Origin of the sequence: Pseudomonas sp. MWU318 (assembly GCF_016756945.1) — a bacterium.
In the GTDB taxonomy this organism is placed as follows: Bacteria; Pseudomonadota; Gammaproteobacteria; order Pseudomonadales; family Pseudomonadaceae; genus Aquipseudomonas; species Aquipseudomonas putida_A.
Window position 1 is genome coordinate 621,103 of sequence record NZ_JAESJL010000001.1, and the last position, 18,720, is coordinate 639,822.

Below are 18,720 nucleotides of genomic sequence, written 5' to 3' on the forward strand. Positions count from 1 at the left end.
ACATGATCAAGCGTATCGCGCAAACCGCAGGGTTCACCGGCCTGCTGGCCGCCCTGCTGCTGACGTTGCTGCAAAGCTTCTGGGTCTCGCCACTGATTCTGCAGGCCGAAACCTTCGAGAAATCCGAACCGGTGGCCGCTCACGAACACGCCGCCGGTACGGCTGCTCACACCCATGACGCCGAAGCCTGGGAGCCGGATGACGGCTGGCAACGCGTGGTCTCGACCACCGGCGGCAATCTGGTGGTGGCGGTCGGTTTCGCCCTGATGCTCGCTGGCCTGTACACCCTGCGTGCACCGACCAAAACCTCGCAAGGCCTGCTCTGGGGCCTGGCCGGTTACGCGACCTTCGTGCTCGCGCCGACCCTGGGCCTGCCGCCTGAACTGCCGGGCACGGCTGCAGCCGATCTGGCGTCGCGGCAAACCTGGTGGATCGGCACCGCCGCTTCCACCGCTGTTGGCCTGGCGTTGATTGTGTTCAGCCGCCACTGGCTGATGAAGCTGCTGGGCGTGGCGATCCTCGCCGTGCCGCACGTGATCGGCGCGCCGCAACCGGAAGTGCATTCGATGCTCGCCCCGGAGGCGCTGGAAACTCAGTTCAAAATCGCTTCGCAGTTGACCAACGTGGCGTTCTGGCTGGCCCTGGGCCTGATCAGCGCCTGGTTGTTCCGCCGCAAAAGCGATGGTCAATACCACGCATGACCGATGACCGCGCAGCGCCGACCTTTGTGGTCGGCCTGGGCTGCCAGCGCGGCTGCCCGGCCAGCACGCTGCGCGCGTTACTCGATCAGGCATTACAGGCGCATCGTATAGAACTTGAAGCGGTCAAGGCCTTGGCCAGCATCGATCTTAAACGCGATGAACCCGGCCTGCAGGAACTGGCCAGCCAACTGGCGCTGCCGCTGTTGTATTTCAGCAGCGAAGAACTGGCCAATTATCAGCAACGCCTGAGCCACCATTCGCAGATCGCCTACGAGCGCACCGGTTGCTACGGCGTAGCGGAAAGTGCCGCCCTGGCCCTTGCCGAGCAGTTGATTCAGGCACCGGCAAAACTGCTGATTTCCCGGCAAAAATACGCTCAGGCAACCTTGGCATTGGCCGGCGCTGCGTAAATTCCCGATAATCCCCCCGTTTGATCATGAGCAATCTTCATCTGAAGCGTTGCCCTGCCCCGTTTTTCACAGGATTTCTTCATGACCGTCTACTTCATCGGCGCCGGCCCCGGCGACCCGGAATTGATCACTGTCAAAGGCCAGCGGCTGATCCGCAGTTGCCCGGTGATCATCTACGCAGGCTCGCTGGTACCGGCCGCTGTGCTGGAGGGGCATCAGGCTGAAACCGTGGTCAACAGCGCCGAATTGCATCTGGAGCAGATCATTGAATTGATCAAATCCGCCCATGCCAATGGCCAGGACGTGGCGCGGGTGCATTCGGGTGATCCGAGCCTGTATGGCGCGATTGGCGAGCAGATTCGTTATCTGCGCGAGCTGAATATTCCGTTCGAGATCATTCCCGGCGTCACCGCGACCGCAGCGTGTGCAGCCTTGCTAGGCGCGGAACTGACACTGCCGGACGTGTCGCAGAGCGTGATTCTGACCCGCTACGCGGACAAGACCGCAATGCCGGCGGGTGAGGAGTTGAGCAGTCTTGCGCAGCATGGCGCGACCATGGCGATTCATCTGGGGGTCAATCATCTGCAGAAAATCATCGCCGAACTGCTGCCGCATTACGGCGCGGATTGCCCGATTGCGGTGATTCACCGGGCGACGTGGCCGGATCAGGACTGGGTGGTGGGGACGCTGGAGGATATTGCCGAGAAGGTTGCGGCCAAGGGGTTTCGGCGTACGGCGTTGATTCTGGTGGGACGGGTGTTGGGCAGTGAGGTGTTTAGCGAGTCGTCGCTGTATCGCGCGGGGCATGCGCACCTCTACAGGCCTTAAAAATCAAAAGATCGCAGCCTTCGGCAGCTCCAACATGGAAATGGGGTCCTGTAGGAGCTGCCGAAGGCTGCGATCTTTTGCTTCACCCATAAAAAAACGGCGCTCACGGGGCGCCGTTTTTCCGGTACGCAGCGAACGTCTTAGTAGTAGGCGTTTTCTTTCTGCGTGTGGTCGGTCACGTCGCGCACACCTTTGAGCTCAGGAATACGCTCGAGCAAGGTGCGCTCGATGCCTTCCTTCAAGGTCACGTCGGCCTGGCCGCAGCCCTGGCAGCCGCCACCGAACTGCAGCACGGCAATGCCGTCCTCGACCACATCGATCAGGCTGACCTGACCGCCGTGGCTGGCCAGCCCCGGGTTGATCTCGGTTTGCAGGTAGTAGTTGATGCGCTCGTTGACCGGGCTGTCGGCGTTGACCATCGGGACTTTGGCGTTTGGCGCCTTGATGGTCAGCTGGCCGCCCATGCGGTCGGTGGCGTAATCGACGACGGCGTCGTCAAGGAACGCTTCGCTGAACGAGTCGATATAGGCGGTGAAGCTTTTCAGCCCCAGCGCGGTATCTTCAGGTTTTTCTTCGCCCGGCTTGCAGTAGGCAATGCAGGTTTCGGCGTACTGAGTGCCAGGCTGGGTGATGAAGACGCGGATGCCGATGCCCGGGGTGTTCTGCTTGGAGAGCAGATCGGCCAGGTAATCGTGGGCGGCGTCAGTAATGGTAATAGCGGTCATGGAAACTCCTCGCAGGCTTGGGCGCAGTTTACGCCAATCATTGCGCCGGACAAAGTCCTAGTATTTTTGTCGGGAAAGATTTTCGACAGGTGCGCTGACCGGTTCGCCATCGATCCGCGCTTTAAGCCACTGATAGCTGCGTTTTTCCACCCATTCGTAGCTCAGCCACGAACCGACGGCGATTGCCAAGGCACAAATAGCGAACATCAGATACGGGTTGATTCCGTAGCGCCGCGCGATATAACCACCAACCGACAGCACCAGCACGTGCATCAGATACACCGAATAGGAACAGTCACCGAGCCATTTCATCACCCGATTGCGCTCGACGTAGCGCTCCAACGACATGCTGGCCATCACCAGCACCGCGCTCGGCACGCCCCAGTTCAACAGCCTTGGCGCCGGCGCCAGGTGATAGATCGCCAACAACGCGGCGCCAATCGCCAACAGTGGCAGCCACAGGCCGGCGCCAATCCAGCCCCGGCGATACAGCACGCCAATGCCGATCCCCAGCAAAAACTCGTAGACGATGTCCGAACGGTAAAATTCGTTGAACCAGCCGAACGCCTGACACACCGAAAACAGCAATGCGGCGACCACCAGCAAGCGCACCTGCCAGCGGAACACCAGCGCGCATGCAAACAACACATAGAAGAGCATTTCGTAATTGAGCGTCCAGCCGACATTCAGCGTCGGATAGATCCCGTAGCCGCCGGGATTTTGCGCAGGAATAAATAACAGCGACGCGAGGAAATGCGCCCAGTCCACCGTCTGATCCGGCAACATCGGCCGGGCGAACAACACCAGCAACGCCATCAACAGCGTGTACAGCCAGTACGCCGGGACGATGCGAAAAAGTCGGTACAGCAGAAAGCGCGCGGGCGGCAGCGCTTTGCTTTTTTCGGTGGAGAGGAAAATCACCAGACCACTGATGACGAAGAAAACATCGACGCCGACTGCGCCTTTCTCGATGAAGAACTGCCCGACCGGGCCGCGCGCCTTGAAGTCGAAGAAAATCTGCATGAAGTGGTGACAGACCACCGTCCACGCGGCAAGCGCCCGCAGGGCCTGCACTGAAATCAACATTGAAGGCTCCCGTCCACAATTCCTTAATAACCACCGCCCCCCTGTAGGAGCTGCGGCACGCTGCGATCTTTTGATCTTGTGGCTAAAAGATCAAAAGATCGCAGCCTCGTTGCACTCGACAGCTCCTACAGGGGCTTTGCGGTGTTGCTTGGAATTGGGACAGCAGGTTGGTCTCAATGATCAAAGATTCTGGTAGCGGTTCATGTCCAGCACGCCCTCTTCCACCGGATCGGTTTCGTGGATGTATTGGCTCAGGTCGTGGAAATAGAACCAGAATTGCGGATGACTGCGGCGAATCCCCCAGCGTTCGACGATTTTCTCGAAACGATCGGCATCCTTGGCATTCTCCATGGCATCGACAAACTCCGGCACTTGTTCGGCTGGAATGTTGAAGATGAAATTCGGATAGCTGCTCAGTACGCCCGGGTAGATGGTCAAGGTGTCCAGCCCTGGCTGATAGCGCAGCGACTCGCCCAACAGGAACGCCACGTTACTGTGCGCACGGTTGCGCAGCAGGCTGTACATCTCGCGTTTGCCGCTGCGAGTTTCGATGCGCAGCATGGTTGCTTCCGGCAATTGGTCGATCACCTTCAAACCGCCGGCCGGACGCGAGGTCAGGCGACTGAGTGCCTGCTCGGCGTTCTGTAGCGCCGGGTCGATATTCGGCCGCGAGCAGTAGGCGCCGTCACAGCGGTTGATCGGATCCGGCCGCGCATTCAGGTCGCCGTAACGCGCCAGCAACTGCATGGCGAAATCGTATTTCGGGTCCTTCGGATCGAGTTTCAGCGCGGTCGGTTTGTCGTCGTCGATCGCCTCATAGTCGAGCCACATCTTGAACTGGCCGCTGCTTTGGTACCAATCGTCGAGGTAGTCCTCGCGGGAATCGGCCGGCATCAGGCGCAGGAAGTTCTGCTCGGCGCCGTTGCGGATCAGGTCGAAATACAGACGAGTCTGCGCCTGATGGGAGACGTTGCCGAACACATCGAAGTTGACCGCCAACTGATAATAGGTGCGCTCCAGCAGTGGATAGTCGAACAGCCACATGGTCTGTGGCACTTCGCCGATCAGGCCTTTGGTCACCGACGCACTGTCGAAGTGGCGGAAAATGCTCAGCAGCGCGTTGTCGTTGCCGGCCCACAGGGTTGACCAGCTCGGAGCCGGCAGTTCGGCGTAGCTGTCACGGCGCAGGGCTTCGTATTCATTTCGCTTGTTGCGGTAGTTGTGCCACAGGCTCAGCACACTGCCGACGTCGTCGTTCTGCCCGGGCATTGCCAGCAACGGCGTGGCCTGGCCGCGATAGTTGGGGTCGGTGATATACAGATCGTGTTCCGGAGCCTGGAACAGCGCCCAGAAGTTGTCGCGAATCACGTCCGTCGCAATCTGCCCACGGCACACCGGCCCGCGAATAAAAGTGCGCACGAAATATTCAGCGTTGTCGAGCATGAACTGATAACGCGCCTGCGCCGGAATCGCCTCGAAGGTGGCGAAGGGGTTGGCCCGGCTCTGCGGCCCGTATCCCGGCAGCGCGTTGACCTGCCAGTTGCCGCTGTAGAACAGACTCTTGACGCGCGCCATCTTCGCCGCACTCAGCGGATAGGTGATGTGGGTCTTGTGCACGATAACCCCTTGCACCGGCCACAAGCGGTAGTAAACCTGGGTGCCCGGGTCGTCATTCGGGCGACGGGTGGCGATCAGGTCGATCGGCTGCCCGGTCGGCGTGCGCGAACGCACCCACTGGAAGTAGTGCCCCGGCTCGCCGTCCTTGAAATAGAGGTGCGCGAGGAACCAGTGTTCGAACAGCCAGCGCCCGACCAGACTCTGCCGCGCCCCCGGCGCATTGAGCAGGTTTTCCCACTGGACGATTTGCAGCGCTTCTTTGGCGCTCGGCGCCAGGCCTTGCTCGTCGATCGGCGCACCGGACGCCAGCCAGCGTTGCAGGGTCTGGTATTGCTGATCGGTCAGCCCGGTCACCGCCAGCGGCATGCCTTCTTTCGGGTGGGCGCCGGCATAGCCGTCAAACTCGGCGGGCATCGCGCACATGTTTTCCCGTTGCAGGCCGAGCACGATGTCTTCCGGCAGCTTGGCATTCGGGGTCAGCGGGGTTTTGTGGCCCAGTTCCAGCATCCGCGCCATCAGCGCCGCCTGGCTGCCCTGAGCGTCGAGTACCGAATAAAAGCCCTTCTGCTGCCAGGCACGTTTGCCGAAGGCGTCGTAGAACAGCCGCGTGGTCGGCGCCGCCTGAGTGCGTTCGCCGTCGTAGACCGGCATCTTGCTTGCGCCCCGCCCTGCGCCTTCGCCGCTGCCCAGATTGAGCTGGCACGCCGAGTCGTAGCAGGCATGGCAGGCCACACACTTCTCGGTGAAGATCGGCTGGATGTCACGCGTATATGAAATAGAAGGTGAGATCGCGGGTTCCTGCGCAACGGCGCCCCAGCTTAAGAACAGCAAGAAAATGCTGATGACGCGGTACGACATGCCCATGATCCCGATCGTGAAAAAAACGCCCGCGATTCTACAGTATGACGCTCGTACCAACATGAACGATATTCATGCAAAAGCAGCACGTGCTCCAAAAGCGCACAGGTTTGTTATGATCCCGGCCCTTCGTCATGGTCTTTTCGAGTAGTCCCAATGTCCGATCGCAGCGTCCGCCTTCAAGCTCTCAAGCAAGCCCTCAAAGAGCGCATCCTGATTCTCGACGGCGGCATGGGCACGATGATCCAGAGCTACAAGCTCGAAGAGCAGGATTATCGCGGCAAACGCTTCGCTGACTGGCCGAGTGACGTCAAGGGCAACAACGACCTGCTGGTGATCACTCGTCCCGACGTGATCGGCGGCATCGAAAAGGCCTATCTGGATGCCGGCGCCGACATCCTTGAAACCAACACCTTCAACGCCACGCGCATTTCCATGGCCGACTACGGCATGGAAGAGCTGGCGTACGAATTAAACGTAGAAGGCGCACGACTGGCGCGCAAGGTGGCCGACGCCAAGACCGCCGAGAACCCGGCCAAGCCGCGTTTCGTTGCCGGCGTGCTCGGCCCGACCAGCCGCACCTGCTCGCTCTCGCCGGACGTCAACAACCCCGGCTACCGCAACGTCACCTTCGATGAACTGGTCGAGAACTACACCGAAGCCACCAAAGGCCTGATCGAGGGCGGCGTCGACCTGATCCTGATCGAAACCATCTTCGACACACTCAACGCCAAAGCCGCGATCTTCGCCGTGCAAGGGGTGTTCGAAGAGCTGCACATCGAACTGCCGATCATGATTTCCGGGACCATCACCGATGCGTCCGGCCGCACCCTCTCGGGCCAGACCACCGAAGCGTTCTGGAACTCCGTGGCCCACGCCAAGCCAATCTCGGTCGGCCTCAACTGCGCCCTCGGCGCCAGTGAACTGCGTCCGTACCTGGAAGAGCTGTCGAACAAGGCCAGCACCCACGTTTCCGCGCACCCGAACGCCGGTTTGCCGAACGAGTTCGGCGAGTACGACGAGTTGCCGGTGGACACCGCCAAGGTCATCGAAGAATTCGCCCAGAGCGGCTTCCTCAATATCGTCGGCGGTTGCTGCGGCACCACCCCGGGCCACATCGAAGCCATCGCCAAAGCGGTCGCCGGTTACGCGCCGCGACAGATTCCGGACATTCCCAAGGCTTGCCGTCTGTCCGGCCTGGAGCCGTTCACCATCGATCGCAGCTCGCTGTTCGTCAACGTCGGCGAGCGCACCAACATCACCGGTTCCGCCAAGTTCGCCCGTCTGATTCGTGAAGACAACTACACCGAAGCCCTGGAAGTCGCCCTGCAGCAGGTCGAGGCCGGCGCGCAGGTGATCGACATCAACATGGACGAAGGCATGCTCGATTCGAAGAAGGCCATGGTGACCTTCCTCAATCTGATCGCCGGTGAGCCGGACATCTCCCGCGTGCCGATCATGATCGACTCCTCGAAATGGGAAGTGATCGAAGCCGGCCTGAAGTGCATTCAGGGCAAGGGCATCGTCAACTCGATCAGCATGAAAGAAGGCGTCGAGCAGTTCATCCATCACGCCAAGCTGTGCAAACGCTACGGCGCTGCGGTGGTGGTGATGGCGTTCGACGAAGCCGGCCAGGCCGACACCGAAGCGCGCAAGAAAGAAATCTGCAAACGCTCCTACGACATTCTGGTCAACGAAGTCGGCTTCCCGCCGGAAGACATCATCTTCGACCCGAACATCTTCGCCGTGGCCACCGGCATCGAAGAACACAACAACTACGCTGTGGACTTCATCAACGCCTGTGCCTACATCCGCGACGAGCTGCCGTATGCGCTGAGTTCCGGCGGCGTCTCCAACGTGTCGTTCTCGTTCCGTGGCAACAACCCGGTGCGTGAAGCGATTCACTCGGTGTTCCTGCTGTACGCGATCCGCGCCGGCCTGACCATGGGTATCGTCAACGCCGGTCAGCTGGAAATCTACGACCAGATCCCGCAGGAGCTGCGCGACGCCGTCGAAGACGTGATCCTCAACCGCACGCCGGAAGGCACCGACGCCCTCCTCGCCATCGCCGACAAGTACAAGGGCGACGGCAGCGTCAAGGAAGCCGAGACCGAAGAGTGGCGCAGCTGGGACGTCAACAAGCGTCTGGAGCATGCGCTGGTCAAGGGCATCACCACCCACATCGTCGAAGACACCGAAGAGTCGCGCCAGTCGTTCGCGCGGCCGATCGAAGTCATCGAAGGCCCGCTGATGTCCGGCATGAACATCGTCGGCGACCTGTTCGGCGCCGGCAAAATGTTCCTGCCGCAGGTGGTGAAATCCGCCCGCGTAATGAAGCAGGCCGTGGCGCATCTGATCCCGTTCATCGAACTGGAAAAAGGCGACAAACCGGAAGCCAAGGGCAAGATCCTGATGGCCACGGTGAAAGGCGACGTGCACGACATCGGCAAGAACATCGTCGGCGTGGTGCTGGGTTGCAACGGCTACGACATCGTCGACCTCGGCGTGATGGTCCCGGCGGAGAAAATCCTCCAGGTGGCCAAGGAAGAAAAGTGCGACATCATCGGCCTGTCCGGCCTGATTACCCCGTCGCTGGACGAGATGGTCCACGTGGCCCGCGAGATGCAGCGTCAGGATTTCCATCTGCCGCTGATGATCGGTGGCGCGACCACGTCCAAGGCGCACACTGCGGTGAAGATCGAGCCGAAGTACAGCAACGACGCGGTGGTCTACGTGACCGATGCCTCGCGTGCGGTCGGTGTGGCGACACAGTTGTTGTCCAAGGAACTCAAGGCCGGTTTCGTCGAGAAGACCCGTCTGGAATACGTCGATGTGCGTGAGCGCACCGCCAACCGCAGCGCCCGTACCGAGCGCCTGAGCTACGCGGCGGCGATCGCCAAGAAGCCGCAGTTCGACTGGGCGAACTACACGCCGGTCAAACCGACCTTCACCGGTACCCGCGTGCTGGACAACATCGACCTCAACGTTCTGGCCGAGTACATCGACTGGACGCCGTTCTTCATCTCCTGGGACCTGGCCGGCAAATTCCCGCGCATCCTCGAAGACGAAGTGGTCGGTGAAGCGGCCACCGCGCTGTACAAGGACGCGCGCGAGATGCTCACCAAGCTGATCGACGAGCAGCTGATCAGCGCCCGGGCGGTGTTCGGTTTCTGGCCGGCCAACCAGGTGCATGACGACGACATCGAACTGTACGGCGATGACGGCAAGCCGATGGCGCGCCTGCATCACCTGCGCCAGCAGATCATCAAGACCGACGGCAAGCCGAATTTCTCGCTGGCCGACTTCGTTGCACCGAAAGACAGCGAAGTGACCGACTACGTCGGTGGTTTCATCACCACCGCCGGCATCGGCGCCGAAGAAGTCGCCAAGGCCTATCAGGACGCTGGCGACGACTACAACTCGATCATGGTCAAGGCCCTCGCCGACCGCTTGGCCGAAGCCTGCGCCGAATGGCTGCACCAGCAAGTGCGCAAAGAGCACTGGGGTTACGCCAAGGATGAGGTGCTGGACAACGACGCGCTGATCAAAGAACAGTACTCCGGTATCCGTCCAGCACCGGGTTATCCGGCCTGCCCGGATCACACCGAGAAAGCCACGCTGTTCACCCTGCTCGATCCTGAAGCCAGCGAAATGCGCGCCGGGCGCAGCGGCGTGTTCCTTACCGAGCATTACGCGATGTTCCCGGCGGCAGCGGTCAGCGGCTGGTACTTCGCCCATCCGCAGGCGCAATACTTCGCCGTCGGCAAGGTCGACAAGGATCAGGTACAAAGCTACACCTCGCGCAAAGGTCAGGAGCTGAGCGTGACCGAGCGCTGGCTGGCGCCGAACCTCGGTTACGACGAATAAGCGCAATGGTCAGTCCCCGGACTTGCCGGGGACTGACCGTTCAGCGGGTTTTACCCGCCTGACAATGGCCCGGACGTACCGGGCCGTTGTGCGTTGCCGGCAGACAAACCGATCCGTTCGATCTCCTCTCGCGACAATTCGATGAGCCTGGCATTTCGCGCGGCCGCCTGGTCGAACAACCTGCTCAGATACAGCGGATCGTCAGCACTCAAGCCTTCGTCCTCACCCTCCTCCATCAACTGCAGTTCATCCATTTGCCTGAACGCTTCGGGCTGCTGCTCCTTGAGATAGTCCAGCCAGTAATCGCGCTGGATCAGGTCCTCCAGAAATCTCTCGGAGCGTTCCGCGTTAACCACCTCGGCCCGCGCATTGACCAACTGCTGCGGGGTGACACCGGAGGCAAATTTCATGTTTTTCGGCTGCCCGGGCAATTCCAGTCCATCGTCCCAGCCCCCGGTCAGACCGATCCGGTAGCCGAGGCGGACTTCGGCTTCGTCGAAACCACTGCGCGCCGCCGCCGCTTTTGCCAGTTCATCGACCTTGTCCAGCCGAAACAGCTGCCGCGACAGCGACAACAAGGCCTCGCCGCGGATTCCCGGGCGGCCGGCCGGCAAATCGAGCAAGGCGTTGTAAGTGAAGACCTTGCCCTCCAGACCACTGAACGTAAGGATGCGCCCGTCCACGCAAGTCCCGTGTGTGGCCGAACCGGCGAAAATCACCTCGCGCAGCTCACTGTTGGCCGCCGCCGCTTCCATGACCATCCACACCCGTCGGGTCAGATCGGCGTTGGCCACGCGAAACTCCTGGGTGTCCTGCAATCGATCAAGCAAATGGAAGAATGCCGCGCTATCCGGTTCGGCAGCGAGTTGATCCCAGAGCCTGTCGCGTGCCAACGCCTGCTCCGCCGGCAGATTCGCCAGCCACGGCGCTTTCTGTTGCGCATGGGCCTGTTCGCCCGGGAGGGTTTCGTCGGACTCGATGCTGTCGGTGGTTTCACTCAGCCCGCCGGCAACGTCGTCAGCCATTTCCTCCAGATCGGAACTGGAAAAACCGAGCACTCGCGGGCGGTTACCCGCAGCCTGATAGGTTCTGAGCCTTTCGAGGGATTCCTCCGAGAGGTTGTAGTTGTCAGTCAGGTCGGTGCCGTCCATCAGCTCATCGTGCTCACCGTCCAGCGCCTGTTCGGGGATGGCGGTGATGTCGTTGCGACTGAGGTTGAGTGTCCGCAGGTGCTGCGCATCCAGCGTCCCGGCCGGCCATTCGGCCAGGTTGTTGTTGCGCAGATCCAGACTATGCAAATGCTCGAAGTAACTGACGTCGAACGCATCGAGATGGTTGTAGCCCAGGTCCAGTGCCTGCAGATGCTGCAGACCGGACAGCGCGGCATACAGATGCTCGGTGTCACTGAAGTTGTTGCTGGCAAGCTCGAGTCGCTCAAGCTCCGGCATTTGCCGGACGGCATCAGGCAGCGCGGTGAGCTCATTGCCATTGAGGGTCAGACTGCGCAGGCGGGTGAAAGCCTTGAGAAAGCCGTTGCTGCCCTCGGCCGTCACTCGTGTGCCTGTCAGATTCAAACTGCCGACATGCCCAAAGTCTTCAGGCAGCGGCGGCAGATCGCCCAATTGCAGGCCGTTGAGATCCAGAACCGCATCGCCCCCGGCAACCGATAACCGTGCGCGCCAGCAGGTGAGGATGCGCCACGCCGCCAGGCTGCGTGATTGCGAGGAGATAACCCAATCGACGCCACGGGTTTCCCGGGTATACAGCCAGCCATTGAGTTGGCGAACGAGGGTTTCAAAGGTCTGACTCCAACCGGTGATCCGCTCGCGGATCTGCACTTCGGTTGCACCCTCATTGCGCAGCGCCTCGATCATTTGCGTGGCTTGTTCATCGCTAAGGGCCGGCTGCACTCGCTGCAGGTCCTGGCGCATCCGTGTCAGCCCGGTACTGACCGGTGCCTGCGTCAGCGGCAGCAACTGGCGGGCCACTGATACACCGTTCTCTGCCGGCGGAAAGGTCGCCGGCACTGGCTGCCGGGCAAACGCATCCAGCGCGCCGGCAGGCAGGCCGAGGGTGTCTTCGAGCCGCCGTTGCGCCAGACGCAGTTCAGCCGACGCCGCGGCGGTCAGCGGCGTACCGGTCAGGTTGGTATTGAGCAGTGCGGTGCTTTCGAGCACGGCAGGCGGCAGCGTGCTGATACGGGTGTCGCGCAGATCCAGCCACGCCAGTTGCGACAGACCTTCGGCCCCTGTCGGCCACTGTTGCAGGTGCGTTGCCTGCAGGTCGAGGGCCTTCAAACGCTGCTGGCTGCCAACGTTCAGTTCGCTTAGCGGATTGTTCCGCAGATTCAACTGTTCGAGCGCAGGCAATTCACTCAATCCGCGCTCCAGGCCTGAAGCGTCGGTCAACTGGTTGTCGGCCAGATCCAGGTGCACCAGGCGCGAAAGGCTTTGCGCCTCGATCGGCCATTCGTGCAAGGCATTGTCACTCAGATCGAGGGTTCGTACTTCGCTGAACGCACTGAGGAAACCGCGCATCTGCGCAGCTGCAACGCGCTGACCGTTGAGCAGCAGCGTGCGTACATGCGCAAATGCGTCAGCGGGTAACGCCGGCAGTTCGCTGAGCATCAGCCCCGACAAGTCCAGGGTCGAAGCACTGATGGTCGCGCCGTAGCGTTTGAACATGCCCTTGCGCCAACTGGTTTTCAGGACATGGGCCAGGTTTGATCGCGCGACGAGTTCGCGCAGCGATTCTTCCGACACCACCACGCGCTGCTGCCACTGATTGAGCTGGCTATCCAGCGCGGCATATTGATCGCTCAAGGTATTGATCGCGGTGAAACGCTGCTGCTCGTCCGGCCATTGCTCGAAGAAACGATTGAACACCCCCTCGGGTGATTGATTCACGCCCTCGCCCAGGCGCCGCAACTCGCCGCGGCAATAATCCCTGACCATCGTCTCGCGATCGATCAGGTGTTCTGGATGGGTCTTGACGTATTCGTACACGCCCGTGAAGTTTTCCCGGGAGAATCTTGACCAGTCCAGCGACAGCCCCGACCAGAGTTTTCCATGCCCCTGCAACAGTGTTGCCGGCACGGTGCTGATTCCGGTGTCCCTGAGGTTCAGACGCTCCAGGGCCGGTAACTCCAGCGCACCCGCAGGCCAGTCGAACAATGAATAGGCGACGATTTCCAGTGTGCGCAGATTACGCATGCCGCTGACGTCGAAAGCCAGCGGCTGATAGCTCGAGGTGCTGACACTCAAAGCTTCCAGCCGGGTCAATTGAGCCAGGCGTGCCGGCATATCGGCGGCATAGGGCATTGCGCTGTAAAGCGTCAGGTCAGTGAATTCCGGCATGTTCTGCAACACCACCGGCACGTTAGTGAACGCTTCTGCGGTGGCGTTGATGCGCAGCGCCTTGAGCCTGGGGAAACTGCCCAACAGTTCATCGACGTTGGCATCGGTGATGCACCGCCCCCTGACTCGCAGATCGCGCACATGCGAAAAATCCGCGGCCAGCACCGGCAACGGGTCGTCGCAGGTCAGATCGAGTCGTGCGGCACTCACGCGGCTATCGGCCAGCGGCGAATTGCGCCAGCTCTGCTTGAGGCTGCGCACCACGCTGGATCGGCCGCCGATCATCGACTCCAGCGTCGGCTCCGGGGCCGGCACACCTTCCCATTGCGCCAGCGTCGATTCGAGTTCCTGCCATTCACGCAGGCGCCTTTGCAACAGCTCGTAGATCTGCGCGTCAGTCCGCCCGGCGGCCAGTTGTTTGAGAATGAACCCGCCCGCCTGCTGATCCGTTAGCGCCGGATACACATCCTGCACGCGCGTCACCAGCAACGGATTGACGCCTTCGCCGCGACCGCTGGCGTAATAACCCAACCCGTGCTGGCGTACCCGCACCGGCGCCTTGAAGCGCTTCTTGTGGCCATGGCGTCTGCTCGCCAGTCGCGCCAGTTCGGCACGGTGTCGGGCCACATACCCGATCAGTGCCCGACGCAGTCCGGCGCTGCGCGTAACCTGGACAAAACCCAGATCCTGTCGCGACTGATCGGGCAACGCATGGAGGATTGAGGCAAAGAAGTTGTCGCCGTGACGCGGAATACTGTTGAGCTCCTCCCCACGCTCGTTGTACGCCTGATAGACCGGCCCGCGCTTGACCAGATACTTGGTTTGGCCGGCACTTTCGTTGCCGACACTGTCAATCAACGGCCCGTCGAGGCTACCTTCGCGCACCTCGAGACGCACCTCGTCCGACCAGCCCGGCAGTCGTTCCAGGGCGCGCAAGGCCAGCCATTGGCTTTCGCTGCCGCCGGAATTTTCCATGTGCAGCCCAGCGACCGCGTGGTTGAAGCGGCGCTGCCGGGCAAATTCACGGGAGATCTCCAGCAGCCGCAACGGCACCCGCTTGCGGCTTTGCAGGCGCGCCAGCTCCTCGGCGTTCGCCTCCAGCAGCACGCGGATTGCCGCCGAACTGCCCAACCCCGGTGTCGCGGCTTGCAGCCTGGCGATTCGCCGGTCGTTCAACGCGGGCTCGTCATAGAGCCTGTCGAACATCGCCGGTTGCCGGGTGCGCAGGTAATCGGCGATCTGTTTGCGCAGTTCCAGCGGCCAGGATTCGACCACACGCGCCGGCTCGGCGCCCAGCAGCCAACGTGTTTGCGGCTCATCCAGCGCGGCCAGAATACGCTCAGGCAATTGGCCGTCGAGCACTTCGGCGCGGGTCACCTGGATCGGTGTATGCGTCTGGCCCTCGATTGAGCCCGATTCCGCGCCGAACAGCCGGCTGGGACCCGACAACTGCGCTCCGCCGAAGACTTGCAGAATCTTTCCGCTCGGCCAGCGCGGCATCTGTGTGAGCATTGGCAGCGTCAGCAGATACGAATCATCCAGGGGGGTTCCTCGTTCGACCTGATCGATCAGCCGCCCGACCTGCTGATCCGCCTCGTACAGGCGCAGCGTATCGGCCAGGGCCAGTGGCGCTGGCTGATGATCGAGGTGCATCTGACGCAGGGCCTCATCACTGACACCACTGACATCGGCGATTTCGAGCAGTTGCGCATCCGAAAACGCCTCAGTCGAATGCCCGATGCGCCGCAGCAGGGTCAGTCGATCCCAGCTCAGCGGTCGCTCCAGGCTGTGGCGCCAGGCCCCCAGTCGATTGTGCTCAAGGATCGGTTGATACGCCGCAGGATCATGCGGGTGGCGGATGCGCCAGCTTTTCAGGGTCTCGTCGTAGTGCGTCTGGTAGAGCTTGCCCTGCTGGCGAATGAAGGTCTTGCCGTCGAATCGATACACGCCCTGCGCATCAGGCACGGCACTCGCCGGCAAGACACTGTCACTGACGTAAGCATCGAGGTCAGGCTTCCACAGGCGGACCGAGCCATCAGGTCGCTCGACCGGTTGCAAGTGCTCGATCACGGGCTCGGCGGAGGCCGCCTGGAGTCGGCCTGCGCCCTTGCCGACCGCGCCCATCACGCCAATCAGCGCCAGGTTCTGCGCCACATCGACCAGATGCGCCTTGGCAGCCTGGCGATCACCTTCCGACCATTCGATGGCACCTTCGAATGATTCATAGAGCAACTGCCCGGCCATCACGGTCATCATGATTTCGCCCAGTACCGGGACAAACATCGACACCATATTCAACGCCATCATGCCGAGTTCGAGCAGATGACTGAGTTTTTCTGCGCGTACCCGGGCGTCGACGTCTGCTGTGGGGACGGCGTGGGCCTTCGCATCGGCGATGAATTTGGCCCGGTGCTGTTCGTAGAGGTATTGCCACAGATCGGTGTTGTCGGCCCAGATCCCGGCCACGCCTTTGCGCGTGGTCGGCAACGGGTCGAGAAACGGTTCGGGCTGCCGCTCGCGCTTGCCGGGGGTTTCGGGTGGCAGCTCCTTGATTCGCGCGATGGTCGACAGTGGCGGTATCAGCTGCGCGACCTTGACCCAGATTGAATGCAACGGGTCACTCGGCGAGTCCGCAGCCTTTTGGGTGAACTGACTGAAATAGTAAGGACGGTCGGCATAGGCCACGAACTGACTGAAAAACTGCTGGTAAGCGGTCGGGCCTGGCCCCGAAGCCGTGGGGTCAGCAGCGGTGAACTTGCGTTTGAACACCTCACGCATCTGCGCCATGGTGTAACGCTTGAGCGGGTGTTGCGGGTCATGGGGAATGTAGACGATGAACTCGTTGGTGTAGCGGTAGCGCTCGCTGATGCTGAACACCACGCAACCGGTCATCCGCCGCTTCATCAGGCTCAGATCACGAAACCACACGGCCTTGCCGTCGAGCTGCGGATGGATCTGGCCGTCCACCACCGACAGAATCATCCGGTAGTCGGCGGGCTCGATGTCCTTTTTCAGCAGCGCCCATTCAGCGGCGGCACGCAACGCGGTTTTCTGGCTGGCAATGAAGTGCCGGCGCAAGGTGTCGGTTTTCTCGAAAAACGCTTTGATCCTTGCCTGATAACGGGCACCGACGTCCAGCGAACGACACAGCGTCAGAAACTGCCTGACCGTGATACCGATGTCTACTGCCTGAAACTCGCCCGGGGTTGCCGTCTCGACCACGAAACCGGATCTGGCGTAATAGGCACCTGTTTCACATTCCGAAGCCTCGAAGTTGTGCAATGCCGCTTGCAGCAAGGGCAGCTTCAACACTTCGAACGTGGAAACTTCCACCTCCAGCACCCCGAGTTCGAGGGGCCTTCTGAGACACAGCAAGGTCTTGCCGAGATCGACCGTGACGTTGAATTGGTCCTTGAGTGCCTTGCCGAGCAGCGCCTGGGCAAATGCATCGACGCTTTCAAGGCCGGCCATGGTCTTGTCGAGCCGGGTCTGGGCGACAAAGGCCGCCGTGACCCGGTCTTTCAAGGCTTTTTGCTGATCATTCGAGAAATGGTGATAGCCGTGCGCTGGACGGGTACTGGCTGCTTTCATCGCGGCTCGCCGTGCGGGCGAAGCGGCAATCAGCCAATCGGGGATCATCTGCTCCAGCAGCTTGCCGTGAAGGCTGGCGCTGACCGGCGCGCGGGGCAATGTCGGGGGATGAGTGGACATCCTGTCTCTCCTGAAAAATGGGAGGACAGGACACCATGTCCGCCACGGTGATCTGCGGTACATAGTTATCGTTTTGGCGTGGACGTGTTACCGGACAAGTCTGGAACCCGCGTGCGACCACGGCACAACCCGCTGGATTGACTATGCTATCGGGACAGCCTTTCGGACGGGGGATTTATGGACGATCCAGTCGACAACAAGCCACCGAGCTTCTGGCAGATGCTGCACAGCGTGATGGCTGCGGCATTCGGCGTGCAAAGCGGGAAGAACCGGGCAAGGGACTTCACCCATGGCAAGCCCAGCCATTTCGTGATCCTGGGGATCGGCTTCACCGCCGTGTTCGCCTTGACGCTGTTTGTCATCGTCAAGCTGGTACTGCATTTCGCCGGGGTCTGACAGGGTTCAGTGCATCAGGATCTGCAGGCTGAACGGGTAGCGATACGACGTGGGGTGGCCCTTGGCCGACAACTTGCGAAAACTCACGCCGTAATCCGGCGACGCGCCCATGGCCAGCATTTGCTGTGCCTGATGCTTGTCGATCAGTTGCAGCAGCGACAATTGCCGGTCACGTCCGCCAAAACGATCCAGATCGACGCCCTGCTCATAATCGTGCAACTCCACCAGCGCCCAGCCGCCGAGGGTGAAGTGACCGCCCACCAGCGCGCTCAAGCGCCCGTCGACCACCGCCTGCAACGCCTCGGGTGAGGTATTGACCGCGCTGAACAGCACATCCTTGCCAGGGACTTTGCCGGCTTCGGCAAACGCATGCATGGCGCCGAAGGCCATTTCATCATTGGCTGCCCACACCAGCGACACCTTCGGATAACGGCTGACCAGTTGCCGCGCCTGCTCGTAGGCACGCTGCCGGGTCCAGCCGCTGTACACCAGTTGCCGCAGTCTCACCTGCGGATGCTCGGCCAGAGCGCGTTGCATGCCCTGCTCGCGCAATTGCGCTGACGGGGTGATCTTCAGGCCGGAAAACGCCAGCACCTCAATCTGTTCGCCCCGCGCCACCGGCGGATGCAGGCGAATCAGCTCCTTCATCATCAGGTAGCCGCCCTCCTCGTCATTCGGCACCAGGCTGCCGATGCGATCGGCACGCTCGCCGATCATCGCCTGCTGATCGGGGGTGAGCACCGCGTTGACCATGAACAGCTTGACCCCGCTGCCCTCCGCCATACGCAGGATCTGCGGCGCCACGTACTGCTCGTTGACGAATACCAGATAGTCGGGACGATTCGGTCCCTGCAGGGCAACTCTGGCCTGGGCCAGGGTGAATTCCGGCTGGCGCTGGGAATAGAGAATCTGCAAATCGACGCCCAGGTCGCGGGCGGCCGCCTGCATGAATTGCGAATAGCTGACCCAGAAGGCTTCCTGAGTTGACCCAGGATTGAGGAACAGCACCGACTCGGCCCGGGCCGCAGAGCCGAAAACCGCACCGAACAGCAGAAGGCTGAGGTGGAAAAACTTCAACATGAATGATCCGGGCCCAAGGAAAAATGGCCGCGCATTATAGCCCTCGAACCAGCGACTATTGACGCCTGATCCCGTTTTTTGTCCG

General features: G+C 61.2%; 10 protein-coding genes. 5 read left to right on the forward strand and 5 right to left on the reverse strand.

All coding sequences use genetic code 11. The annotated features are described in order from the left end of the window. The first annotated feature begins 2 nt into the window (after positions 1-2). From JN524_RS02610 to cobM, 3 genes are all read left to right on the forward strand, one after another. A complete protein-coding gene (locus tag JN524_RS02610) occupies positions 3-701 on the forward strand; it encodes a CbtA family protein (protein ID WP_202368360.1) in 699 nt (232 codons plus the stop codon). Then, entirely contained in the window at positions 698-1,111 is a 414-nt protein-coding gene (locus tag JN524_RS02615) for a cobalamin biosynthesis protein (RefSeq protein WP_202368361.1), read from the forward strand. Before JN524_RS02610 ends, JN524_RS02615 begins: the two co-directional genes overlap by 4 nt. An 81-nt stretch (positions 1,112-1,192) precedes the next feature. Further along, entirely contained in the window at positions 1,193-1,939 is a 747-nt protein-coding gene (gene cobM, locus JN524_RS02620) for a precorrin-4 C(11)-methyltransferase (protein WP_202368362.1), read from the forward strand. Between the two features lie 140 nt (positions 1,940-2,079). Here cobM and nfuA read toward each other — a convergent pair whose 3' ends face one another. The 3 genes from nfuA to JN524_RS02635 all read right to left on the reverse strand — a co-directional run bounded on the left by nfuA (position 2,080) and on the right by JN524_RS02635 (position 6,225). Then, on the reverse strand, positions 2,080-2,664 hold the full coding sequence (nfuA, locus tag JN524_RS02625; RefSeq protein ID WP_003225494.1) for a Fe-S biogenesis protein NfuA: 585 nt from the start codon (positions 2,662-2,664) through the stop codon (positions 2,080-2,082). Positions 2,665-2,721: 57 nt separating this feature from the next. Beyond that, entirely contained in the window at positions 2,722-3,750 is a 1,029-nt protein-coding gene (locus JN524_RS02630) for an acyltransferase family protein (protein WP_202368363.1), read from the reverse strand. Positions 3,751-3,930: 180 nt separating this feature from the next. Beyond that, positions 3,931-6,225, reverse strand: coding sequence for a fatty acid cis/trans isomerase (locus tag JN524_RS02635; protein ID WP_202368364.1), 2,295 nt, complete (start codon positions 6,223-6,225; stop codon positions 3,931-3,933). 156 nt (positions 6,226-6,381) lie between these two features. On the opposite strand from JN524_RS02635, the gene metH reads away from it, so the two are divergent. Next, positions 6,382-10,092 (forward strand): methionine synthase, encoded by a 3,711-nt coding sequence (metH, locus tag JN524_RS02640; RefSeq protein ID WP_123586532.1) that lies wholly within the window; start codon positions 6,382-6,384, stop codon positions 10,090-10,092. Positions 10,093-10,142: 50 nt separating this feature from the next. Here the strand turns inward: metH and JN524_RS02645 are convergent, their stop codons facing one another. Continuing rightward, positions 10,143-17,159, reverse strand: a complete 7,017-nt coding sequence (locus JN524_RS02645) for an NEL-type E3 ubiquitin ligase domain-containing protein (protein WP_202368365.1) — start codon at positions 17,157-17,159, stop codon at positions 10,143-10,145. A 177-nt stretch (positions 17,160-17,336) separates the two neighbouring features. On the opposite strand from JN524_RS02645, the gene JN524_RS02650 reads away from it, so the two are divergent. Beyond that, positions 17,337-17,555 (forward strand): DUF2970 domain-containing protein, encoded by a 219-nt coding sequence (locus JN524_RS02650; protein WP_007967863.1) that lies wholly within the window; start codon positions 17,337-17,339, stop codon positions 17,553-17,555. Positions 17,556-17,561: 6 nt separating this feature from the next. On the opposite strand, the gene JN524_RS02655 is transcribed toward JN524_RS02650, so the two are convergent. Beyond that, positions 17,562-18,635, reverse strand: a complete 1,074-nt coding sequence (locus JN524_RS02655; RefSeq protein ID WP_202368366.1) for an ABC transporter substrate-binding protein — start codon at positions 18,633-18,635, stop codon at positions 17,562-17,564. Positions 18,636-18,720: the final 85 nt, after the last annotated feature.

What these genes read in the sequence shown, in the direction of transcription:
- JN524_RS02610 (WP_202368360.1), top strand. Translation starts at nt 3, where the DNA reads ATGATCAAGCGTATCGCGCAAACCGCAGGGTTCACCGGCCTGCTGGCC.
- JN524_RS02615 (WP_202368361.1), top strand. Translation starts at nt 698, where the DNA reads ATGACCGATGACCGCGCAGCGCCGACCTTTGTGGTCGGCCTGGGCTGC.
- cobM (WP_202368362.1), top strand. Translation starts at nt 1,193, where the DNA reads ATGACCGTCTACTTCATCGGCGCCGGCCCCGGCGACCCGGAATTGATC.
- nfuA (WP_003225494.1), bottom strand. Translation starts at nt 2,664, where the DNA reads ATGACCGCTATTACCATTACTGACGCCGCCCACGATTACCTGGCCGAT.
- JN524_RS02630 (WP_202368363.1), bottom strand. Translation starts at nt 3,750, where the DNA reads ATGTTGATTTCAGTGCAGGCCCTGCGGGCGCTTGCCGCGTGGACGGTG.
- JN524_RS02635 (WP_202368364.1), bottom strand. Translation starts at nt 6,225, where the DNA reads ATGTCGTACCGCGTCATCAGCATTTTCTTGCTGTTCTTAAGCTGGGGC.
- metH (WP_123586532.1), top strand. Translation starts at nt 6,382, where the DNA reads ATGTCCGATCGCAGCGTCCGCCTTCAAGCTCTCAAGCAAGCCCTCAAA.
- JN524_RS02645 (WP_202368365.1), bottom strand. Translation starts at nt 17,159, where the DNA reads ATGTCCACTCATCCCCCGACATTGCCCCGCGCGCCGGTCAGCGCCAGC.
- JN524_RS02650 (WP_007967863.1), top strand. Translation starts at nt 17,337, where the DNA reads ATGGACGATCCAGTCGACAACAAGCCACCGAGCTTCTGGCAGATGCTG.
- JN524_RS02655 (WP_202368366.1), bottom strand. Translation starts at nt 18,635, where the DNA reads ATGTTGAAGTTTTTCCACCTCAGCCTTCTGCTGTTCGGTGCGGTTTTC.